21 protein-coding genes are annotated in these 20,825 nt (G+C 59.9%); 12 read left to right on the top strand and 9 right to left on the bottom strand.

Annotated elements, in window-relative coordinates; genetic code table 11:
• Positions 1–87 precede the first annotated feature (87 nt).
• Positions 88–2,328 carry a TonB-dependent receptor domain-containing protein gene (locus ACJ8J1_RS01725; protein ID WP_033643973.1) on the top strand — a complete coding sequence of 747 codons (2,241 nt, stop codon included), beginning with the start codon at positions 88–90 and terminating at the stop codon, positions 2,326–2,328.
• A gap of 22 nt (positions 2,329–2,350) precedes the next feature.
• Here ACJ8J1_RS01725 and ACJ8J1_RS01730 read toward each other — a convergent pair whose 3' ends face one another.
• The 3 genes from ACJ8J1_RS01730 to amiA all read right to left on the bottom strand — a co-directional run bounded on the left by ACJ8J1_RS01730 (position 2,351) and on the right by amiA (position 4,673).
• A complete protein-coding gene (locus ACJ8J1_RS01730; protein WP_004936514.1) occupies positions 2,351–2,806 on the bottom strand; it encodes a YaiI/YqxD family protein in 456 nt (151 codons plus the stop codon).
• A complete protein-coding gene (gene hemF / locus ACJ8J1_RS01735) occupies positions 2,806–3,726 on the bottom strand; it encodes an oxygen-dependent coproporphyrinogen oxidase (RefSeq protein ID WP_033643972.1) in 921 nt (306 codons plus the stop codon). The genes ACJ8J1_RS01730 and hemF overlap by 1 nt, the downstream gene beginning before the upstream one ends.
• Positions 3,727–3,791: 65 nt before the next feature.
• On the bottom strand, positions 3,792–4,673 hold the full coding sequence (gene amiA / locus ACJ8J1_RS01740; protein WP_033643971.1) for an N-acetylmuramoyl-L-alanine amidase AmiA: 882 nt from the start codon (positions 4,671–4,673) through the stop codon (positions 3,792–3,794).
• 204 nt (positions 4,674–4,877) lie between these two features.
• On the opposite strand from amiA, the gene ACJ8J1_RS01745 reads away from it, so the two are divergent.
• Entirely contained in the window at positions 4,878–5,303 is a 426-nt protein-coding gene (locus ACJ8J1_RS01745) for a GNAT family acetyltransferase (RefSeq protein ID WP_004936504.1), read from the top strand.
• Between the two features lie 42 nt (positions 5,304–5,345).
• Here ACJ8J1_RS01745 and ACJ8J1_RS01750 read toward each other — a convergent pair whose 3' ends face one another.
• Positions 5,346–5,744, bottom strand: coding sequence for a YgiW/YdeI family stress tolerance OB fold protein (locus ACJ8J1_RS01750; RefSeq protein ID WP_033643970.1), 399 nt, complete (start codon positions 5,742–5,744; stop codon positions 5,346–5,348).
• A 175-nt stretch (positions 5,745–5,919) separates the two neighbouring features.
• Between ACJ8J1_RS01750 and ACJ8J1_RS01755 the strand changes: the two genes are divergently transcribed.
• From ACJ8J1_RS01755 to ACJ8J1_RS01800, 10 genes are all read left to right on the top strand, one after another.
• On the top strand, positions 5,920–6,384 hold the full coding sequence (locus tag ACJ8J1_RS01755) for a DUF2919 domain-containing protein (protein WP_033643969.1): 465 nt from the start codon (positions 5,920–5,922) through the stop codon (positions 6,382–6,384).
• 157 nt (positions 6,385–6,541) lie between these two features.
• Positions 6,542–7,129, top strand: coding sequence for an RpoE-regulated lipoprotein (locus tag ACJ8J1_RS01760; RefSeq protein WP_004936494.1), 588 nt, complete (start codon positions 6,542–6,544; stop codon positions 7,127–7,129).
• Positions 7,130–7,311: 182 nt separating this feature from the next.
• Complete coding sequence (locus ACJ8J1_RS01765; protein ID WP_033643968.1) at positions 7,312–8,211, top strand: Dyp-type peroxidase; 900 nt, start codon at positions 7,312–7,314, stop codon at positions 8,209–8,211.
• Between the two features lie 200 nt (positions 8,212–8,411).
• Entirely contained in the window at positions 8,412–9,434 is a 1,023-nt protein-coding gene (locus ACJ8J1_RS01770; protein ID WP_033643967.1) for a sulfate ABC transporter substrate-binding protein, read from the top strand.
• Positions 9,435–10,274, top strand: coding sequence for a sulfate/thiosulfate ABC transporter permease CysT (cysT, locus tag ACJ8J1_RS01775; protein WP_019453852.1), 840 nt, complete (start codon positions 9,435–9,437; stop codon positions 10,272–10,274).
• Positions 10,274–11,149, top strand: coding sequence for a sulfate/thiosulfate ABC transporter permease CysW (cysW, locus tag ACJ8J1_RS01780; RefSeq protein WP_033643966.1), 876 nt, complete (start codon positions 10,274–10,276; stop codon positions 11,147–11,149). The genes cysT and cysW overlap by 1 nt, the downstream gene beginning before the upstream one ends.
• Positions 11,139–12,227, top strand: a complete 1,089-nt coding sequence (gene cysA / locus ACJ8J1_RS01785) for a sulfate/thiosulfate ABC transporter ATP-binding protein CysA (protein ID WP_033643965.1) — start codon at positions 11,139–11,141, stop codon at positions 12,225–12,227. The genes cysW and cysA overlap by 11 nt, the downstream gene beginning before the upstream one ends.
• 80 nt (positions 12,228–12,307) lie before the next feature.
• The gene (gene cysM / locus ACJ8J1_RS01790) at positions 12,308–13,189 is read left to right on the top strand and encodes a cysteine synthase CysM (RefSeq protein WP_033644334.1); all 882 of its coding nucleotides are present in this window, start codon (positions 12,308–12,310) and stop codon (positions 13,187–13,189) included.
• A 250-nt stretch (positions 13,190–13,439) separates the two neighbouring features.
• Positions 13,440–14,120, top strand: a complete 681-nt coding sequence (locus ACJ8J1_RS01795) for a response regulator transcription factor (RefSeq protein WP_033643964.1) — start codon at positions 13,440–13,442, stop codon at positions 14,118–14,120.
• A 6-nt stretch (positions 14,121–14,126) separates the two neighbouring features.
• A complete protein-coding gene (locus ACJ8J1_RS01800) occupies positions 14,127–15,449 on the top strand; it encodes an ATP-binding protein (protein ID WP_033643962.1) in 1,323 nt (440 codons plus the stop codon).
• 298 nt (positions 15,450–15,747) lie between these two features.
• Here the strand turns inward: ACJ8J1_RS01800 and crr are convergent, their stop codons facing one another.
• The 5 genes from crr to cysZ all read right to left on the bottom strand — a co-directional run bounded on the left by crr (position 15,748) and on the right by cysZ (position 20,650).
• The gene (gene crr, locus ACJ8J1_RS01805) at positions 15,748–16,257 is read right to left on the bottom strand and encodes a PTS glucose transporter subunit IIA (protein WP_004936467.1); all 510 of its coding nucleotides are present in this window, start codon (positions 16,255–16,257) and stop codon (positions 15,748–15,750) included.
• Positions 16,258–16,306: 49 nt separating this feature from the next.
• Positions 16,307–18,034 carry a phosphoenolpyruvate-protein phosphotransferase PtsI gene (gene ptsI / locus ACJ8J1_RS01810; RefSeq protein WP_004936461.1) on the bottom strand — a complete coding sequence of 576 codons (1,728 nt, stop codon included), beginning with the start codon at positions 18,032–18,034 and terminating at the stop codon, positions 16,307–16,309.
• A 46-nt stretch (positions 18,035–18,080) separates the two neighbouring features.
• Entirely contained in the window at positions 18,081–18,338 is a 258-nt protein-coding gene (gene ptsH / locus ACJ8J1_RS01815) for a phosphocarrier protein Hpr (RefSeq protein ID WP_004936458.1), read from the bottom strand.
• 399 nt (positions 18,339–18,737) lie between these two features.
• Positions 18,738–19,706, bottom strand: a complete 969-nt coding sequence (cysK, locus tag ACJ8J1_RS01820) for a cysteine synthase A (protein WP_016926786.1) — start codon at positions 19,704–19,706, stop codon at positions 18,738–18,740.
• A 185-nt stretch (positions 19,707–19,891) separates the two neighbouring features.
• Positions 19,892–20,650 (bottom strand): sulfate transporter CysZ, encoded by a 759-nt coding sequence (gene cysZ / locus ACJ8J1_RS01825; RefSeq protein ID WP_033643961.1) that lies wholly within the window; start codon positions 20,648–20,650, stop codon positions 19,892–19,894.
• Positions 20,651–20,825: the final 175 nt, after the last annotated feature.

The raw sequence follows: 20,825 nt of genomic DNA on the forward strand, positions 1-20,825 counted from the left end.
ACAATAACAACCTTTTACCGCGCTTTCGGCGGGCTTTTTGCTGGGCATTGTCGGCCATCAAACCTTATTGGCTATTTCTGGGGATATATGAAAATCAAAATGATAGCGAGCCTGATCGGCGCGGGACTGGCGCTGTACGGGCAGGCTGCGGCCGCGCAGGAACAGGCGGAAAATAATAAAGGCAGCGTGGCGTTCAGCCCGCTCAACGTCTCGGCGGCCGACAGCGGCAAGAGCAGCGAAAAAGACGCGTTGGCGAGGCCAGGCGCGTTCAGTTCGCGCGATGAAAACAAGAATCTGGAGTCGGTGGACAGCATTCTGCGCAGCATGCCGGGCACCTATACCCAGATCGATCCCGGCCAGGGATCGGTCAGCGTCAATATCCGTGGCCTGAGCGGCTTTGGCCGGGTCAACACCATGGTCGACGGCATCACGCAAAACTACTACGGCAACTCGCCGAGCGACGCAGCGCACGGGGGATTGCCCACCAGCCAGTTCGGGGCGCTGATCGATCCTAACTTTATCGTCGGCGTCGACGTGGCGCGCGGCAACGCCACCGGATCCGCTGGGGTGAACGCCTTGGCGGGCAGCGCCAACTTCCGCACCATCGGCGTGGATGACGTGGTATTTTCCGACAACCCGTTCGGCGTGCGCACCAAATTCTCGGTGGGCAATAACGGCATCGGCCGCAGCGGCATGATCGCCGTGGGCGCCAAAACCGCCGCCTTTGCCGACGGCGGCAGCCTGGGGGCGATGGCGGCGATCAGCGGCAGTTCCATCACCTCCAACTACAAAAACGGCGCCGGTTTCGACAGCGAGATGTTCAACGTCGATAAGACCTACCGCCAGAATCCGAAATCCCAGCTGTTCAAGGTGGACATCAAGCCGGATGCCTTCAACAGCATCGAACTGTCGGCGCGCAGCTACCAGAATAAAATCACCCGCCGCCACATCGACAGCGACGATTTCTACCTTAAATACCACTATGCGCCGTTCTCGGAGCTGATCGATTTCAACCTGACCGCCAGCACCAGCCGCGGCAAGCAGCAGTTCATGTCCGACAACATGGCGGGATTCAGCGACAGCACGGCGAAAAACATCTCCGATGCGCTGGATATCAACAACACCAGCCGTTTCAGCCTGCAGGACGTCGATTTCGCTTTCAGCTACGGCGGCAAGCTGGTGCGCAACGAGTATAAGAAAAAGGCCTCTGGCTTGGTGACGGATGACAATCAGGCGGAAAGCATGCCGGTGGGAATGTCGGGCAAGCAGGATATCTCCAGCCTGTACAGCGGGTTGCAGGCCAACTACGGCATCTGGCAGGGGAATTTCGATCTGAACTACACCGCCTATCGCCTCTCCGGCTATAAGCCGGCCTGTGACGAGCGAGTAGAGTGCTTCCCGCAGGGCGCTGGCACTATTAGCCGTAACGAACACGGCTTCAACCCGTCGGTCATGCTGTCGGCGCAGGTGACGCCGTGGCTGCAGCCGTTCGTCAGCTACAGCAAGTCGATGCGCGGGCCGAATATCCAGGAGGTGTTCTTCGCCAACAGCGGCGGCCAGTCGATGAACCCGTTCCTCAAGGGCGAAAAAGCGGAGACCTGGCAGGGCGGGTTCAACGCCAATGCTCACGATCTGTTGTTCAAGCAGGACAGCTTCCAACTGAAAGCGGTCTATTTTGAAACCAGGATCAAAAACTACATTTCCAGCCAATCCTACCTGGTGTGTAAAAATCGCCAGAAGTGCAACCGTTCGCAGGCGACGCAGGAAGAGTGGGATGACGCGGACGTCAACGTCAGCATGACCATGTACAGCAACGCCCCCGAACCGGTCAAAATGCGCGGGGTGGAGCTTGAAGCGCTGTACGACGCCGGTTTCGCCTTCACCAAGCTGTCGTTAAGCAAGGAGCATACCTCCCAGCCGACCAACCAGGCCAGCAACGTATTCGGCGCGGGCGATATCAGCGAGCTGCCGGAGTTCTACTTCACGCTGGACAGCGGGGTGCGCCTGCTGGACGAGAAACTGACGCTGGGCGGGGTGGTGAAATATACCGGCAAATCGGTGCGCCTGTCGCCGGACTCTGATTACGATGAGAATGAGCAGTTGCTGAAAGAGCCGGCGCCGCATATTCCGACCATTATCGATCTGTACGGCACCTATCAGGTGAATCGCAATCTGCTGCTGAAGCTCAGCGTGCAAAACCTGATGGACAAGGACTACTCGGACGCGCTGAACAAGATGAACTCGCTGCCGTCTCAGTCGCAGTATGAGACGCCGACCAACACTGCCCGTGGACGCACCTATATCTTCGGCGGGGAGGTGCGCTTCTAAACCGCAGCGGAGCAGGGCGCAGTCACTGCGCCCGTTTCGCCTGCAGCAGCCATTTATCCAGCTCGTTGGCGAACTGCTGGCGGTCGCGCTGGTTCAGGGCGTTCGGGCCGCCGGTCTGAATGCCGCTGGCGCGCAGGGTATCCATAAAATCGCGCATGTTGAGGCGCTCGCGGATGGTGTCCGGCGTATAGCGTTCGCCGCGCGGGTTCAGCGCCACCGCGCCTTTCTCAATCACCTCCGCTGCCAGCGGAATGTCGGCGGTGATCACCAGATCGCCCGCTTCGCAGCGGCGCACGATCTCGTTATCGGCCACGTCGAAGCCGGCCGCCACCTGCAGCGAACGGATGTACTTCGACGGCGGCGTGCGCAGCGGTTGGTTCGCCACCAGCGTCACGGTGATGGCGGTGCGATCGGCGGCGCGGAACAGCACTTCCTTGATCACGTTCGGACAGGCGTCCGCATCGACCCAAATCTGCATCATTTCGGCTCCTGCAGCCAGTCGCGCACCGGCAGGAAATCGCGCGCCAGCGCCGCTTCCGGGCTGTCGCCTTCCGGCTGGTAGTTATATTCCCAACGCACCAGCGGCGGCATCGACATCAGGATGGACTCGGTGCGCCCGCCGGTTTGTAGCCCGAACAGCGTGCCGCGATCCCACACCAGGTTGAACTCCACATAGCGGCCGCGGCGATACAGCTGGAACTGGCGCTCGCGCTCGCCCCAGGTCAAGGCCTTGCGTTTTTCGACGATCGGCAGGTAGGCGTCGAGGAAGCCCTGGCCCACCGCGCGGGTGAAGGCGAAACAATGGTCGAAATCCGGGGTGTTCAGATCGTCGTAGAACAGGCCGCCGATGCCGCGCGCTTCGTTGCGATGCTTGATGAAAAAGTAATCGTCGCACCACTGTTTATATTTGGGGTAGACCTCGTCGCCGAACGGCGCGCACAGCTCGGCCGCGGTGCGGTGCCAGTGCACGGCATCCTCTGCGAAACCGTAGAACGGCGTCAGGTCAAAACCGCCGCCGAACCACCACACCGGCGCTTCGCCCGGCTTTTCAGCGATGAAAAAGCGTACGTTGGCGTGGCTGGTGGGCACGTAGGGGCTGAGCGGATGGATAACCAGGGAGACGCCCATCGCCTGGAAGCTGCGCCCGGCCAGTTCCGGACGGTGCGCGGTCGCCGAGGCCGGCAGGGTGGCGCCGGAGACGTGCGAGAAGTTGACCCCCGCCTGTTCGAACACCGCGCCGTTGGTCAGCACGCGGCTGCGGCCACCGCCGCCTTCTTCACGCGTCCATTGGTCTTCGGTGAACACGGCGCCGCCATCGGCCTGGGCGAGCTGCGCGCAGATATGATCCTGCAGCGCCAGCAGGAAGGATTTTACTTCAGCGATGTTAGGTAAACTCATGCGGGGTCTTTATAGCGTCTGGCTGAACAAGGCGCTGAGTATACTCTTATTCGCCGCCCGCGGCATCAGCGGGGTTTGCGTTGGTGTGCGTCGAAGTAGTCGAAGAAGTTGACGATGCCGTCCGCGATGGCGCGGGCGATTTTCTCGCGAAACGCGGTGGTGCCCAGCAGCCGTTCTTCGTTCGGGTTGGTGATGAACGAGGTTTCTACCAGCACCGAGGGAATGGACGGGGATTTCAACACCGCGAACGCCGCCTGTTCGGTGCTGTCGCTGTGCAGATGGTGTACCGGACGAATTTGGCCGAGCACGTGGCGGCCGAGCGTCAGGCTGTTGTTGATGGTGTCGGTTTGCACCAGATCGAACAGCACCTGCTGCAGGTAGTTGTCCTGATCCTTGTATTTGCCGCCCGCTACGTCGTCGGCGGCGTTTTCACGGTTGGACAGGTAGCGCGCCATGGCGCTGCTGGCGCCGCGGTTGGAGAGGGCGAATACCGAAGCGCCGGAGGCCGACGGGCTGGTAAAACCGTCGGCGTGAATGGAAATGAACAGATCGGCCTGGTGCTGGTGGGCGATCTCCACCCGCTGGAACAGCGGAATGAATTCGTCTTCTTCGCGCGTCAGGCGCGCCTCGATGTGATCGTGCTCATGCAGGAAACGGCGCACGTGGTTGGCGATTTCCAGCACGATGTGTTTTTCCTGCGAACCTTCGTGGCCGACCGCGCCGGAGTCGATGCCGCCGTGGCCGGGATCGATCATCACCCGCTTTTTGCCGCCGGCCGGTTTCGCCGCCGGTTTGCTGTGCTGGTTGCGCAGCAGGCCTTCCGCTCTGGCGCTTGGGTTTTTCACGCCGAACAGCGCCACCGCCAGGCCGGAAAGCAACAGTTGGCGTCGCGTCGGGGAAACGGCAAGCGGTTTAAAATTGAGGAATTGTTTACCCTGCTTTTTCATTACGCAACGCTCCGTCGACGATTCTATTTTGCGACGTTATATCGTATTGATAATCATTAATCGACCCGATAACTATTTCCATTTATTACGCCTGTTACCGGCGATTTCCGGGCAAATAGCGCGGTAAATTGCAGTTTGATATTGCGTAAGTGAATAATCACGCGATAATCAGATAAACACCTTAATTAACAGCGGCCAACATCGATGGAAATTCGCGTATTTCGACAAGACGACTTTGAAGAAGTCATTACCCTGTGGGAGCGCTGCGATCTGCTGCGGCCGTGGAACGATCCGGAAATGGACATCGAGCGCAAGCTGAACCACGACCCGGAGCTGTTCCTGGTGGCGGAAGTCGGCGGCGAAGTGGTCGGTTCGGTGATGGGCGGCTATGACGGCCACCGCGGGTCGGCGTATTACCTCGGGGTGCATCCCGACTATCGCGGGCGCGGCATTGCCAATGCGTTGATCAACCGTCTGGAGAAGAAGTTGATCGCCCGCGGCTGCCCGAAGATCCAGATTATGGTGCGCGAAGACAACGACACGGTGGTCGAGATGTACGAGAAGCTCGGCTACGAGATTCAGGGCATCACCAGCCTGGGCAAGCGGCTGATCGAAGATCAGGAATATTGATCGAGCGGCGGGCGGCGGCGTTGCACCGCCCGCCGCAGCGCATTACGGCAGCTTTTTGACGGTTTTCACGTCCACTTCGAGGCTGTTCCAGTCTTTATCCACTTTGCCTTCCAACTGCACCTTGTCTTTCGGCGTAACGGTCTGGCCGTTCCAGCGTTTGCGATCGATATCGACCGTCAGGGTGCCGGTGGCATCGCGGAAGGTGTAGGTTTCGTCGCCGATGCGCTGCTCGATGTTGCCCTGCAGCATCACCCAGGCGTCGTCGCTCAGCGATTTCACCTTGTCCACGGTGGTCAGCGCCGCGCTGGGGCCGGAGAAACCGCCCTGTGCGGTGGTTTGCGTTTGAGCCTGCGGCGCGGCCGGATCGAGGAACCCGCCTTGTTGCGCCAGTACCGGTGCGCTGCACAGCGCGATCAGAGCGGCCAGAGTCAGTTTTTTCATGTTGCGCTTCCTTATCGTTATCGAAAATCACATCCCGCTGATATCGGGTTGCTTGCTTAGTGATAAGGATTAAAACACACCGATCTTAAGAGCTTCTTAAGCCGACGCATTGAAATTCCCATCGCCGGCGCCCATCTGTAGCCATAGTCTTTATTCTGTTGGCAAGGAACGAGCGTTGAAGCCATTCTCACCCCGGTTTTCCCCGGACGATTACGATCAGCACGGCGCGCTGCGGCTGCCGCTGGGATTTTGGGCCGTGCTGATTTTGCAGGCGCGCACCTGGCTGTTGTTCGTGATGGCCGGCGCTTCGCGCGAGCAGGGCGAAAGCTTGTTGGCGTTGTTTTATCCGGATACCCAACGCTTTTGGTACGGCATGCTGCTCGGTCTGCCGGCGGCGCTGGCGTTTTTGCTGAGCGGCCGTCGCCACCAATGGCCGCGGCTGTGGCGCGGTTGGCGCTGGGGGCTGGCTGTCTCGCTGCTGGCGTCGTTCGGCGGCTCGCTGTTCAGCCTGTGGCGCCAGGACGGCGATGCGCCGGGGCTGGAGCTGACGTTGGCGCTGCTCGACGCGCTGGCGCTGAGCTATCTGCTGCTGAACGCGCGTCTGAAAGCCTGTTTCGCGCTGGCGGAGCGCGCCGACTAATTGCCGAGAAGTGCGGCACTTTTCGCATTTTCCGCACTCCAAGCTGGCAACCGTTGGCGTAGTGCGGGCCGTTGTGAGAGGCTGGCACGCAGCAAAACGCCGAATGCGGCAGGAGCGGGTGACCCGCCCAGTGCCATTGATGTCTAAGGAGCTAGAGATGAATATTCGCCCCCTGTTGTTAGGGCTTCCGCTGTTACTGACCGGCTGTTCGAGCATGTCCAATTTCTCCTGGTCCAGCCTGTCGCCGTTCAACTGGTTCGGCAGCAGCCTGGAAGTCGGCGCCAAGGGCGTCGGCAAGCTCAACGCCGGCACGCCGATGTCGGAAAGCGCCATCAACGACGGGCTGGACGGCAACTACCGCCTACGCGGCGGCATGGCGACCAACAACGGCCAGATCGTCTCTTATTATCAGGCGCTGTCCGGTGACGAGGTGAAGCTGGTGATCACCGGCGAACCGAAAGGGCGCCTGCAGCGGGTGGACGTGCTGGATCCGAAAGTGGCGACGGAGTGGGGCAACAAGCTCGGCACGCCGTTCGGCGACATGTACAGCAAGGCGTTTGGCTCCTGTAAGCCGGGCAGCGGCGAAGACGCCGGTAAAGTGGAGTGCGTGGCGGAGCAGAGCAAATACGTCACCTACATCTTCAGCGGCAAGTGGGCCGGAGCGCAGGATATCATCCCGCCGGACGACACCCTGAAAAGCTGGACGGTCAGCAAAATCATTTGGCACGCCAAGCCGCAGCAGTAACGCGTTCAACGGGCGCCGGTTCCCGGCGCCTGCTTGTCCAAATCATTACCCCTATTTTCTTTGCGCTGCTGCAAGGCAATCGCCTGTGCTTGCGGTATGATAGCGCGCGTTTGTAACAGGGACCCCGCGCGTCAACCGCCATACCTTACCTGTTGCCGGATTCTGGTATTGAGGATAACAACATGACACAGGTTCAGAGCGGCATTCTGCTGGAGCACTGCCGTTTCGCCATTTTTATGGAAGCCAGCGTACAGGGCGAATTCGCCGATTTGCGCCAGGGCTGCAAACAGTTTTGTCAGACGCTGAGCGAGCTGCAGCAGCAGTTCCCCGATGCGCGCCTCGGCGCGGTGATCGCTTTCGGCTACGACGTCTGGCACGATCTCTCCAGCGGCCAGGGCGCGAAAGAGCTGAAGCCGTTCACGCCGCTTGGCAAAGGGCTGGCGCCGGCCACCCAGCGCGATATGCTGATCCACATCCAGTCGCTGCGCCACGACGTCAACTTCACGCTGGCGCAGGCCGCGCTGGCGGCGTTCGGCAACGTCATCAAGATTGAGGAAGAAACCCACGGTTTCCGCTGGGTGGAAGAGCGCGATCTGAGCGGCTTCATCGACGGCACCGAAAACCCGCAGGGCGACCAACGCCCGGCAGTGGCGACGATCGCCGAAGGTGAAGAGGACGCTGGCGGCAGCTACGTGCTGGTGCAACGCTACGAGCACAACCTGCGCCAGTGGCAGCGCTTTACCACCGAACAGCAGGAGCAGATCATCGGCCGCACCAAGCACGACAGCGAAGAGCTGCCGGCGGATCGGCGCCCGGATACCTCCCACGTCAGCCGCGTCGATCTGAAAGAGAACGGCAAAGGCCTGAAAATTCTGCGCCAGAGCCTGCCTTACGGCACCGCCAGCGGCAAGCACGGCCTGTTCTTCATCGCCTATTGCGCGCGCCTGCACAATATCGAGCAGCAACTGCTGAGCATGTTCGGCGATTTGGACGGCAAACGCGACGCGATGCTGCGTTTCAGCCGTGCGGTCACCGGCAGCTACTACTTTGCGCCATCGCTGACGCGCCTGCTGTCACTTTGACGCCGTTGCCGAAGCCGGCGCGTCCGGCTTCGGTCTGTTTTCCCGCCCCAAAACGCCTCGCATTTCCTGCCTTATAGCGTTTGATGCTTGTAAATCACTAAACGGTATATAAAAGCGTTACAGCTCCGCACCGAGTTATAAATACACTGGTCGTCAATAAGGCGAAAGCCTGAAGGAATGACTCAGTGATAAGGTGCAGAATGAAACAAAACCGGGTTAAAAATCTCGTGCTGAAAGGTTGGCTGGCGGCTGCGCTGTTGGCGAGCGGCGCCGCGTCGGCGGCGGAATTGCTGAACAGCTCTTATGACGTTTCCCGTGAATTGTTCGTCGCGCTGAATCCCGGCTTTGAACAGCAGTGGAACCAGCAGCATCCGAATGACAAGCTGACCATCAAACAATCGCACGCCGGCTCGTCGAAGCAGGCGCTGGCGATCCTGCAGGGCCTGCGTGCCGACGTGGTGACTTACAACCAGGTCACCGACGTACAGATCCTGCACGATCGCGGGCAGCTGATCCCGGCTGACTGGCAGTCGCGCCTGCCGAACAACAGCTCGCCGTTCTATTCCACCATGGCGTTTCTGGTGCGCAAGGACAACCCGAAGGGCATCCACACCTGGAACGATCTGGTGCGTGACGACGTGAAGCTGGTGTTCCCGAACCCGAAAACCTCCGGCAACGGCCGTTACACCTATCTGGCCGCCTGGGGTGCCGCCAATCAGGCCGACGGCAACGATGCGGCCAAGACCCGTGCCTTCATGACTCGCTTCCTGAAAAACGTGCTGGTGTTCGATACCGGCGGCCGCGGCGCGACCACCACCTTCGTCGAGCGCGGTTTGGGTGACGTGCTGATCAGCTTCGAGTCCGAAGTGAATAACATCCGCAAGCAATACGGTGAAGACAAGTACGACGTGATCGTGCCGCCGGTCGATATTCTGGCGGAGTTCCCGGTGGCCTGGGTCGACAAAAACGTCGCGCGCAACGGCACCGAACAGGCGGCCAAAGCCTATCTGAACTATCTCTACAGCCCGGCGGCGCAGCAGGTGATCACCAGCTTCTACTACCGCGTGTATGACCAGAAAGCGATGGCGGCGGCGAAGGGGCAATTCCCGGACACCCAACTGTTCCGCGTGGAAGACCAGTTCGGCGGCTGGCCGCAGGTGATGAAAACCCACTTCGCCACCGGCGGCGAGCTGGATCAGCTGTTAGCGGCAGGGCGCAAGTAAATGTTGGCGTTGTCGTCCAGTAAGCGGGTGCTGCCCGGATTTGGCCTCAGCCTTGGCAGCAGCCTGTTTTATACCTGTTTGATCCTGCTGTTGCCGCTCACCGCGCTGGTGATGCAGCTGGCACAGATGAGCCTGGCGCAATACTGGGAAGTGATTTCCAACCCGCAGGTGGTGGCGGCGTATAAAGTGACGCTGCTGGCGGCCGGCGTCGCCAGCCTGTTCAACGCGGTGTTCGGCATGCTGATGGCCTGGATCCTGACGCGCTACCGTTTTCCCGGCCGTTCGCTGCTGGACGGCCTGATCGATCTGCCGTTCGCACTGCCGACCGCAGTGGCCGGCCTGACGCTGGCGGGGCTGTTTTCCACCACTGGCTGGTACGGTCAGTGGCTGGCGCACTTCGACATCAAGGTCACCTTTACCTGGCTTGGGATCGCGGTGGCGATGGCGTTCACCAGCCTGCCGTTTGTGGTGCGTACCGTGCAGCCGGTGCTGGAAGAGTTAGGGCCGGAGTACGAAGAGGCGGCCGAGACGCTGGGCGCCACGCGCTGGCAGAGTTTTCGCCGCGTCGTGCTGCCTGAAGTGGCGCCGGCGCTGCTGGCCGGCACCGCAATTTCCTTTACCCGCAGTCTGGGCGAGTTCGGGGCGGTGATTTTCATCGCCGGCAACATCGCCTGGAAGACGGAAGTGACCTCGCTGATGATTTTTGTGCGTTTGCAGGAGTTCGATTACCCGGCGGCCAGCGCCATCGCCTCGGTGATCCTGGCGGCGTCGCTGCTGCTGCTGTTCAGCATTAACGTATTGCAAAGCCGCTTCGGCAGACGTTTGGGAGGAGGGCACTGATGGCTGATATTTCCGCCTTCAACGGCGCCGAGCGCCCGCGCGTCAACTGGGGCAAGTGGACGCTGATCGCCATCGGCACGCTGTTTTCGGCGCTGCTGCTGGTGGTGCCGATGATATCGATTTTCGCCGAGGCCTTCTCCAAAGGATTCGGCGCGATGTGGAGCAATTTGCTCGATCCGGACATGCTGCACGCCATTTGGCTGACGGTCCTGATCGCGCTGATCACCGTGCCGTTCAACCTGGTGTTCGGCACGTTGCTGGCGTGGCTGGTGACGCGTTTTACCTTCCCCGGCCGCCAGCTGCTGCTGACGCTGATCGATATCCCGTTCGCCGTTTCACCGGTGGTGGCGGGGCTGATTTATCTGCTGTTTTACGGCAGCAACGGCCTGCTGGGCGGCTGGCTGGATGCGCATAACATTCAGGTGATGTTCTCCTGGCCGGGCATGGTGCTGGTGACCATTTTCGTCACCTGTCCCTTCGTGGTGCGCGAACTGGTGCCGATGATGCTCAGCCAGGGCAGCCAGGAAGATGAGGCCGCCATTCTGCTGGGAGCGTCCGGCTGGCAGATGTTCCGCCGCGTGACGCTGCCCAACATTCGCTGGGCGCTGCTGTACGGCGTGGTGCTGACCAACGCGCGCGCCATCGGCGAGTTCGGCGCGGTGTCGGTGGTGTCCGGTTCGATTCGCGGCGAAACCTACAGCCTGCCGCTGCAGGTCGAGCTGTTGCAGCAGGATTACAACACCGTCGGGGCCTTTACCGCCGCCGCCCTGTTGACCCTGATGGCGATCGTTACCCTATTTTTGAAGAGCGCGCTGCAGTGGCGTCTGGAACGTCAAAACGCGCGTCTCGAGCGGGAGGAAAATCATGAGCATTGAGATTAACGGCATCAACAAGTCCTTCGGTCGCACCAAGGTATTGAACGATATCTCGCTCGATATTGCTTCCGGCGAAATGGTGGCGCTGCTCGGGCCGTCCGGTTCCGGCAAGACCACGCTGCTGCGCATCATCGCCGGGCTGGAAAGCCAGAGCGGCGGCAAGCTGGGCTTCCACGGCACCGACGTCAGCCACATGCACGCGCGCGACAGGCGCGTGGGCTTCGTATTTCAGCACTATGCGCTGTTCCGCCACATGACGGTGTTCGATAACATCGCCTTCGGCCTGACCGTGCTGCCGCGCCGTGAGCGCCCGAACGCCGCGGCGATCAAACAGAAAGTCACTCAGTTGCTGGAAATGGTGCAGCTGGGCCACCTGGCTACCCGCTATCCGTCGCAGCTGTCCGGCGGCCAGAAACAGCGCGTGGCGCTGGCGCGCGCCCTGGCGGTGGAACCGCAGATTCTGCTGCTGGATGAACCGTTCGGCGCGCTGGATGCGCAGGTGCGCAAAGAGCTGCGCCGCTGGCTGCGTCAGCTGCATGAAGAGCTGAAATTCACCAGCGTGTTCGTCACCCACGATCAGGAAGAGGCGATGGAAGTGGCCGACCGCATCGTGGTGATGAGCCAGGGCAATATCGAACAGGTCGGGTCGCCGGTCGACATCATGCGCGAACCGGCGAGCCGCTTTGTGCTGGAATTCATGGGGGAAGTGAACCGCCTGAACGGCGAAATTCGCGGCTCCCAGCTGTTCGTCGGCGCGCACCAGTGGCCGTTGTCGTTCCAGCCGATGCACCAGGGCAGCGTCGATCTGTTCCTGCGCCCGTGGGAAATGGAAGTGGCGACCGAAAGCAGCGAACGTTGCCCGCTACCGGTTCAGGTGCTGGAAGTCAGTCCGCGCGGCCATTTCTGGCAGCTGACGGTGCAGCCGATCGGCTGGCACCAGGAACCGATCAGCGTGGTGCTGCCGGAAGGCAACGCCACGCCGGTGCGCGGCGGCCGTTATTACGTCGGCAGCCTCAATGCGCGGCTATATGCCGGCGATCAACTGCTGCAACCTGTTGCGTTAGCCAAAAGCGCCTGATAGGTTTTAGCAGCCCTTTATTCAAGGCAACCCCAGGGTTGCCTTTTTACTTTACGCACACCAACACACAGGCAAAGATCGTGACAACGCTCGAACAATGCATCGGGAATACCCCGCTGGTAAAACTGCAACGGCTGGCCGCCCAGGCGGGCAGCGAGGTATGGGTCAAACTGGAAGGCAACAATCCGGCGGGATCGGTGAAGGATCGCGCTGCGTTGGCGATGATCCAGCAGGCGGAGCTGCGCGGTGAGATCAGGCCCGGCGACGTGCTGATTGAGGCCACCAGCGGCAACACCGGCATTGCGCTGGCGATGATCGCTGCATTGAAAGGCTATACGCTGAAGCTGCTGATGCCGGAGAACATGAGCCTGGAGCGGCAGGCGGCGATGCGCGCCTACGGCGCCGAGCTGATCCTGGTCAGCCGTGAGCAGGGCATGGAAGGGGCGCGCGATCTGGCGCTGGAGATGCAGCGTCAGGGGCAGGGCAAGGTACTGGATCAGTTCAACAACCTGGACAATCCCTACGCCCATTTCACTACCACCGGCCCGGAGATTTGGCGCCAAACCGAAGGGCGCATCACGCATTTCGTTTCCAGCATGGGTACCACCGGCACCATTACCGGCGTGGGCGGTTACCTGAAAAGCCAGAATCCGCAGGTGCAGATCATCGGCCTGCAGCCGGCGGAGGGCAGCAGCATCCCCGGCATTCGCCGCTGGGCGCCCGCTTACCTGCCGGGTATTTTCCGCCCGGAGCTGGTGGATCAGGTGCTGGATATCGAACAGGGCGATGCCGAGCAGACCATGCGCCAGCTGGCGCAGCGTGAAGGCATCTTCTGCGGCGTCAGCTCCGGTGGCGCGGTGGTCGGCGCCTTGCGCGTCGCCGCGGCTCACCCCGGCAGCGTGGTGGTGGCGATCGTCTGCGATCGCGGCGATCGCTACCTTTCAACCGGCGTGTTCGGCTGAGCGCGCCCTCCCGGCGGTGTGTTCCGTCGGGAAAACCTTTCCTCCTTTCCTTTCGACAGACGGCAGCCCCACTTGCGGCGGATGCCGCTTGCCCGTGCGCCAATGCCATGACTGAAGTAGAGAAATCGCGCGGCAGCGGCCACAATAACGGTGACGAGACGCCAAGAGCGATGTGTAAGGATTGAGTAAAACCGGCTGCGGACCGGCGAAATTGGCGGGAAAATAACGAAAATCGGTGAAGGAGCAAGGCATGAAAATTTTACTGGTCGACGATGACCTGGAGCTTGGCACCATGCTGAGCGAATACCTGACGGGCGAAGGTTTCGACGCCAAGCTGGTGCTGACCGGCAAGGCGGGGGTAGAGGGCGCGCTGTCGGGCGACTATACCGCGATGATCCTCGACATCATGCTGCCGGATATGAGCGGCATCGACGTGCTGCGCGACGTGCGCAAAAAGAGCCGGCTGCCGATCATCATGCTGACCGCCAAAGGTGACAACATCGATCGGGTGATTGGTCTGGAGATGGGCGCCGACGATTACATGCCCAAACCCTGCTATCCGCGCGAATTGGTGGCGCGTTTGCGCGCGGTGCTGCGCCGTTTCGAAGAACGGCCGCAAGAAGCGGACGACGAGGCCGCCATCAGCGTTGGCGAGCTGACGTTAAACCCTTCAACCCGCAGCAGCGAATGGCGCGGCAAGGCGTTCGATCTGACCGCTTCGGAATTCAATCTGTTGGAGCTGTTGCTGCGCGCGCCGGACCGCGTGGTGTCGAAGGACGAATTGTCCGAGAAGGGGCTGGGGCGCCCGCGTGAAGCCTATGACCGCAGCGTGGATGTGCATATCAGCAATATCCGCCAGAAGCTGAGCGCGTTGGCTGGCAATACGCTGAGCATCGAAACGGTGCGCAGCATCGGCTATCGCATCCGGTAACCTGACATGCGCGGAAGACTGTTCTGGAAAATTTTGCTCGGCTTTTGGCTGACTTTTCTCATCATGACGCAGGCCCTGTGGGTGGCGTTTTCTCTTTATGGCGATCGCTATGTGCCGCCGGAGAACGCCATGGCGCGGCGGGCGATCGGCCTGCAGCTGACCTCCGCCGCCACCCAATTGCGCAGCGGCGGCATGCCGGCGCTGGAAGCGCTGATGCGCGACTGGCCCGAGGACGACAGGCGTCTGCTGTCGGTAACGCCGATGACCCAACCGCCGCCGCCCGCGCCGGAAGAACCGCTGTTTGAAGGGCGGCGGATGCCGAAAGCGATTTCCGCCTGGGTGCAGACCGGGGAAGGGCAGGGATACTGGCTGAGTTATAACGTGCGCGGGCTGCGGGAAGAGTATCGGCCGGAGCGGCGTTCCCATTTCTTCAACATTCCTGCGCCGATGTTGTGGGTCGGCGGGCTGGGCGGTTTGCTGTTCAGCGCCGTGCTGGCCTGGAACCTGACCCGGCCGATGCGTCAGCTGCGCGGCGGCCTGGATCGGGTGGCGCAGGGCGATCTGTCGGTGCGGCTGTTCCCGAAAATGCGGCGCCGTCATGACGAGCTGTCCGACGTGGCGCGCGATTTTGACACCATGGCCGAACGCTTGGAGCTGCTGGTCAGCGCCCGCGAGCAGCTGTTGCACGATGTCTCGCACGAGCTGCGTTCGCCGCTGGCGCGCCTGCAGTTGGCGATCGGCCTGGCGCGGCAGAATGCCGGCAACGTCGAAACCTCGCTCAAGCGCATCGAACATGAGTCGGGGCGGCTGGATAAAATGATCGGCGAGCTGCTGGCGCTGTCGCGCACCGAACACAGCAGCCTGCCGGACGAGGAGTACTTCGATCTGTACGGCCTGGTGGATGCGGTGGTGAGCGATGCGCGCTACGAGGCGCAGGTGCCCGGCGTGGAGATTGTGCTGCAGGCCGAGTCGGACGTGGAGTATACCGTCAAGGGCAATGCGGAGCTGATGCGGCGCGCGGTGGACAACATCGTGCGCAATGCGCTGCGCTTTTCCAGCCAGGGCCAGCGGGTGACGGTAGCGCTGTCGCGCATCGACAACCAGTTCCAGCTCGCCGTCAGCGATCAGGGGCCGGGCGTGGAGGAGTCGAAACTGTCGAGCATCTTCGATCCATTCGTGCGCGTGAAGTCGGCGCAGTCGGGCAAGGGTTACGGCCTGGGGCTGGCGATTACCCGCAAGGTGGTATTGGCGCACGGCGGCCAGGTTGAGGCGCGCAACGGCGACAGAGAGGGGCTTATCATCACTCTGCGTATCCCGCGCTGGCAATAATAGACTATCTTACTTGCCATTTTGAACTAGGGCAGTGCTCGCCTTCGTCACGTACTGTGTGTACGCTCCGAAGGTTGCGCGCTGTCCATGTTCAAACTGCCTGCGCCGATAACGTCTATTATCCGCGGCATACCCAAAGGATTTCGAATTGCAGCTAGGCGGCAAGCGGGGGAATCCCCGGGAGCTTACTCCGGTAAGTGACCGGGGTGAGCACGTGCGGCCAACAACGCTGCGGTTCGAAAGACGAAGGGGATAAAAAAACGGCGCCGAGGGCGCCGTTTTTCTTGCTCATTCGCGATTACTTCTTGATGCGGATGATCGGGGTTTCGCCAACGGTCACGCTGCCGGACAGTTTGATCAGCTCTTTGATCTCGTCCATGTTGGAGATAACGACCGGCGTCAGGGTAGACTTGGCTTTCTCTTCCAGCAGAGGCAGGTTGAACTCGATAACCACGTCACCTTTCTTGACGCGCTGACCTTCTTCGGCGATGCGTTTGAAGCCTTCGCCTTTCAGTTCTACGGTATCGATGCCGAAGTGGACGAACAGCTCAATGCCGCTGTCGGATTCGATAGAGAATGCATGGTTGGTTTCGAAAATCTTGCCGATGGTGCCGTCAACCGGAGCAACCATTTTGTTGCCGGCCGGTTTGATGGCGATACCGTCGCCAACGATTTTTTCAGCGAACACTACGTCCGGCACATCTTCGATATTGACGATTTCGCCAGAAAGGGGAGCGACGATCTCGATAGTGCCCGTGTCTTTCTTGTCATCAGAAACCAGAGATTTCAGTTTATCGAACAAACCCATGATCTTCTCCTAAGCATTAAATTGGGCGGCGTTCCAGTGTCGTGGAAGTTTAGCAGAGCGTTTTTTCTTCGATGAATTTATTGACGCAATTCATCAGGTCTTGTGCCGTTGGCTGTGCCAAGGCTTGCGCTGCCAACGCCTTCACATCTTCGAAATTCGTGTTGCGAATAATTTTCTTGATGCGCGGGATTGAAATCGCACTCATGCTGAACTCATCCAGCCCCATGCCCAATAACAACAGTGTAGCACGCTCATCGCCAGCCAGTTCGCCGCACATGCCGGTCCACTTGCCTTCCGCGTGAGATGCATCAATAACCTGTTTAATCAGGCCAAGCACTGATGGGGACATCGGGTTATAGAGATGAGAAATCAGCTCGTTGCCGCGATCTACCGCCAGAGTATACTGGGTTAGATCGTTTGTCCCAATACTAAAGAAGTCGACTTCTTTCGCCAGGTGGTGAGCGATGACCGCCGCAGCCGGTGTTTCCACCATCACGCCCACTTCGATGCTCTCGTCAAACGCCTTGCCTTCTTCGCGCAGCTGCGCCTTCAGCGTCTCGATTTCGCCTTTCAGATCGCGCACTTCTTCCACGGAGATGATCATCGGGAACATGATGCGCAGTTTGCCGAACGCCGAGGCGCGCAGGATGGCGCGCAGCTGGGCGTGCAGGATTTCACGGCGGTCCATCGCGATGCGGATGGCGCGCCAGCCGAGGAACGGGTTCTCTTCCTTCGGCAGGTTCATGTACGGCAGGTCTTTGTCGCCGCCGATGTCCATGGTGCGGACGATCACCGCCTGCGAGCCCATGGCTTCCGCCACGGCTTTATAAGCCTGGAACTGCTCGTCTTCGGTTGGCAGCGAGTCGCGGTCCATGAACAGGAATTCGGTACGATACAGGCCGACGCCTTCCGCGCCGTTGCGCTCTGCACCCGCGACGTCACGCACGGTGCCGATGTTGGCGCAGACTTCAACCTGATGGCCGTCCAGCGTAATCGCCGGCAGGTCCTTCAGCTTGGCCAGATCGTTTTTCTCGGTGATGTATTGGTTCTGGGCGGCTTTCAGCTGATCGATAACGTCAGCGGTCGGGTTAACGTAAATCTGGTTGTTAACCGCGTCCAGAATCAGATAGTCGTCGTTCTTCACCTGCTTGGTCACGTCGCTGGTGCCGACGATTGCCGGTAGCTCCAGGGAGCGCGCCATGATAGAGGTGTGGGAGGTGCGGCCGCCGAGATCGGTAATGAAGCCCAGCACTTTGTCCAGGTTCAGCTGCGCGGTCTCGGACGGGGTCAGATCGGTGGCCACCAGGATCACTTCATCCTGAATGGAGCCCAGATCGACGATAGGCATGCCCAGAATGTTCTGCAGCAGGCGTTTGCCGATGTCGCGCACGTCGGCGGCGCGTTCTTTCAGGTATTCGTCGTCCAGCTCTTCCAACGCTTTCGCCTGGCCTTCGATCACGGTGTAGGCGGCGGCGTCTGCGGAGGCCAGATCGTCTTTGATTAGGGCTATGATTTCCTGCTCAAGCTCTTCGTCTTCCAGCAACATGATGTGGCCTTCGAAGATAGCTTCCTTCTCTTCGCCGAAGGTTTCGCCAGCTTTGGTCTTGATCGCTTCCAGCTGTTCGGACGCTTTCGCGCGGCCGGCCAGAAAACGCGAGACTTCCTGCTCTACTTGATCAGCAGAGATTTTCTTCCGGTTGATGACAATGTCGTCTTCTTTCAGCAAGAGAGCCTTACCAAAAGCGATGCCCGGTGATACTAAAATGCCTGAAATCATAACCCTACCTTACTCTTGACTGGTGTTAACTAAAAAGACGGGCCGATTACTCAAGCTCTGCCATCAGTTTTACCAAGTGCTCAACGGCTTTCTGCTCGTCTTCACCTTCAGCGGAGATGGTCACTACGGTCCCTTGAGTCAGCCCCAGAGTTTGCAGTTTGAACAGGCTTTTAGCGCTGGCGCTTTTGCCGTTGGAGGTCACGGTGATGTCAGACGTGAAGCCTTTGGCTTCTTTAACGAACTGAGCGGCAGGGCGAGTATGCAGACCATTCGGAGCGGTAATAGTAACTTCTTGCTGGAACATTGATGTTTCCCCAACTTATTGGATTAATGTTGTGGAGTTAAAGTTTAGCCCAGGGGCCTGACTTTAACTTGTCTGGTTATAGCGCCTGACTATGGACAGGGGCGAACGTTGATGCAACAGAAAACGACGCGTTAGGCACTTCAGATCAAAAAACTCGGCTTTAGACGTCGTTCCAATCCGCTCCCCATTATGCCCGATTCGCCGCGTCGGCGACAGATGAGTAAATCGATTCAGCCTCGACCAGGCTCGGAGAGTGATTAATTTTGCGCATCGAAATAATGCACCGTTAAATACTAAAGGCGACGGGCAAAAGCAATCTTGGACTGCTATAAAGTTTGATCCAGTCCACAAAAAAGCACCCCACAGGGTGCTTTTTTAGCGATTTGTGCAGTGGCGGAATTACTGCTGCAATTCCTGCTCGGTGAACAGATCGGCAAACAGCGCGGTGCTGAGATAACGTTCGCCGGAAGAGGGCAGGATAACCACAATGGTCTTGTCGGCGAACGCCGGTTCTTCGGCCAGTTTTACCGCCGCCGCGACCGCTGCGCCGGAGGAGATGCCCGCCAGGATGCCTTCTTCGTCCATCAGACGGCGCGCCATGCTGATGGCTTCGTCGTTGGAGATTTTTTCGACGCGATCCACCAGGTCCAGATCGAGGTTGCCTGGAATGAAGCCGGCGCCGATGCCCTGAATTTTGTGCGGGCCCGGCTTCAGCTCTTCACCGGCCAGCGCCTGGCTGATGACCGGCGAGTCGGTCGGCTCGACCGCCACGGTGGTGATGGCTTTGCCTTTGGTGTTTTTGATGTAGCGGCTAACGCCGGTCAGCGTGCCGCCGGTGCCGACGCCGGAGATGAACACGTCGACTTCCCCGTCGGTGTCTTCCCAGATTTCCGGGCCGGTGGTTTTTTCATGGATGGCCGGGTTGGCCGGGTTGCTGAACTGTTGCAGGATCAGGTAACGGTTTGGATCGGTGGCGACGATCTCTTCCGCTTTGGCGATGGCGCCTTTCATGCCTTTCGCCCCTTCGGTCAGCACCAGATTGGCGCCCAGCGCCTTGAGCAGCTTGCGGCGCTCGATGCTCATGGTTTCCGGCATGGTCAGCGTCAGCTTGTAACCGCGCGCGGCGGCGACGAAGGCCAGCGCGATGCCGGTGTTGCCGCTGGTCGGCTCCACCAGTTCTTTGCCGGCGGTCAGCACGCCGCGTTGTTCCGCATCCCAAATCATATTGGCACCGATGCGGCATTTGACGCTGAAGCTCGGGTTGCGTGATTCAACCTTGGCCAGAATGCGTCCGTTGCCGATACGGTTCAGACGAACCAGCGGCGTATGGCCGATTGTTAATGAGTTGTCTTCATATATCTTGCTCATAGCCCGTCCTTTAACTCTATGAAAATGTGGGGAACATCGAAAGCATACGCTAACAGTACCGGCAGGGAAGTAAAGAATTGGTATATCTATATGTTATTAGGAAATAAGTTTTAAGCACAATGATAAGGGCGCGAAATGCGCGCCCTGTCGAAAATTTCCGCGCTGTCGGCGGCAAAAAACGGCGGTTATCGGACGAATTGCGAGCGGTAGCGATCGACCCACATCGCGGTGGCGCCGCAGACGGCGACCGGCAGGATCACCAGGTTGAGGATCGGGATCATGGTGAACAGGCTGACCAGCGCGCCGAACTGCAGGTTGTCGGTTTTGTGCTGGCGCAAAGCGCGGCGCATGTCGGCAAAGCTCACCTTGTGGTTGTCGAACGGATAGTCGCAATACTGGATCGCCAGCATCCAGGCGCTGAACAGGAACCACAGCACCGGCGCCACCGTCTGGCCGATGCCGGGCACGAAGTACAGCGCCAGCAGCAGCAGCGCGCGCGGCAGGTAATACATCAGCTTGCGCCATTCGCGCGCCATGATGCGCGGCAGGTCTTTGGCGATGCCGAGCAGGCCGGTGTCCGGCAGCGGTTTGCCGGTCAGGCTGCCTTCGAGCTGTTCGGCCAGCAGGCCGCAAAACGGGGCGGCGATCAGGTTGGTGAGGGTGCTGAACAGATAGCTGAACACCAGCAGCACCGAAATGACCGCCAGCGGCCACAGCAGGTAGCTCAACCATTGCAGCCAATCGGGAACGTGGCTCATCATCGCCGGGATCCAGTCGCCGAGGCGGCTGAACAGCCACCAGAAAGCGGAGCCCATCAGCAGCACGTTGACCAGCAACGGCAGGACCACATAGCGTTTAATCCCCGGGCGCGAAATCAGGCGCCAGCCTTCGGCGAAATAATGAATGCCGCTGGTGGAACGGGAAGGGGGCTGCGTATAGGACATATCTTAAGTTATCTCGTTGTCTGAACAGGCATCATTATCATATAGGGATGATTTTCCACTGGCTAGGGTAGGGTTGGCTGAAAAACCAGCAGAAAAAGGCAGTATAATCATCTTTATTGGCATAAAGTTCAGCACGGACTTGCACTTGTGTGCGCGGGCAAATAGAGTTAAAGAG

The organism is Serratia sp. CY37869 (genome assembly GCF_052168895.1).
In the GTDB taxonomy this organism is placed as follows: Bacteria; Pseudomonadota; Gammaproteobacteria; order Enterobacterales; family Enterobacteriaceae; genus Serratia; species Serratia ureilytica.

Excerpts from the sequence above, each read along its gene's own strand:
- ptsH (WP_004936458.1), bottom strand. The coding sequence starts at position 18,338 with ATGTTCCAGCAAGAAGTTACTATTACCGCTCCGAATGGTCTGCATACT.
- ACJ8J1_RS01750 (WP_033643970.1), bottom strand. The coding sequence starts at position 5,744 with ATGAAAAAACTGACTCTGGCCGCTCTGATCGCGCTGTGCAGCGCACCG.
- ptsI (WP_004936461.1), bottom strand. The coding sequence starts at position 18,034 with ATGATTTCAGGCATTTTAGTATCACCGGGCATCGCTTTTGGTAAGGCT.
- cysT (WP_019453852.1), top strand. The coding sequence starts at position 9,435 with ATGTTGGCGTTGTCGTCCAGTAAGCGGGTGCTGCCCGGATTTGGCCTC.
- ACJ8J1_RS01745 (WP_004936504.1), top strand. The coding sequence starts at position 4,878 with ATGGAAATTCGCGTATTTCGACAAGACGACTTTGAAGAAGTCATTACC.
- hemF (WP_033643972.1), bottom strand. The coding sequence starts at position 3,726 with ATGAGTTTACCTAACATCGCTGAAGTAAAATCCTTCCTGCTGGCGCTG.
- crr (WP_004936467.1), bottom strand. The coding sequence starts at position 16,257 with ATGGGTTTGTTCGATAAACTGAAATCTCTGGTTTCTGATGACAAGAAA.
- ACJ8J1_RS01760 (WP_004936494.1), top strand. The coding sequence starts at position 6,542 with ATGAATATTCGCCCCCTGTTGTTAGGGCTTCCGCTGTTACTGACCGGC.
- ACJ8J1_RS01800 (WP_033643962.1), top strand. The coding sequence starts at position 14,127 with ATGCGCGGAAGACTGTTCTGGAAAATTTTGCTCGGCTTTTGGCTGACT.
- cysA (WP_033643965.1), top strand. The coding sequence starts at position 11,139 with ATGAGCATTGAGATTAACGGCATCAACAAGTCCTTCGGTCGCACCAAG.
- cysK (WP_016926786.1), bottom strand. The coding sequence starts at position 19,706 with ATGAGCAAGATATATGAAGACAACTCATTAACAATCGGCCATACGCCG.
- amiA (WP_033643971.1), bottom strand. The coding sequence starts at position 4,673 with ATGAAAAAGCAGGGTAAACAATTCCTCAATTTTAAACCGCTTGCCGTT.
- cysZ (WP_033643961.1), bottom strand. The coding sequence starts at position 20,650 with ATGTCCTATACGCAGCCCCCTTCCCGTTCCACCAGCGGCATTCATTAT.
- ACJ8J1_RS01730 (WP_004936514.1), bottom strand. The coding sequence starts at position 2,806 with ATGCAGATTTGGGTCGATGCGGACGCCTGTCCGAACGTGATCAAGGAA.
- ACJ8J1_RS01725 (WP_033643973.1), top strand. The coding sequence starts at position 88 with ATGAAAATCAAAATGATAGCGAGCCTGATCGGCGCGGGACTGGCGCTG.
- ACJ8J1_RS01765 (WP_033643968.1), top strand. The coding sequence starts at position 7,312 with ATGACACAGGTTCAGAGCGGCATTCTGCTGGAGCACTGCCGTTTCGCC.
- cysW (WP_033643966.1), top strand. The coding sequence starts at position 10,274 with ATGGCTGATATTTCCGCCTTCAACGGCGCCGAGCGCCCGCGCGTCAAC.
- ACJ8J1_RS01795 (WP_033643964.1), top strand. The coding sequence starts at position 13,440 with ATGAAAATTTTACTGGTCGACGATGACCTGGAGCTTGGCACCATGCTG.
- ACJ8J1_RS01770 (WP_033643967.1), top strand. The coding sequence starts at position 8,412 with ATGAAACAAAACCGGGTTAAAAATCTCGTGCTGAAAGGTTGGCTGGCG.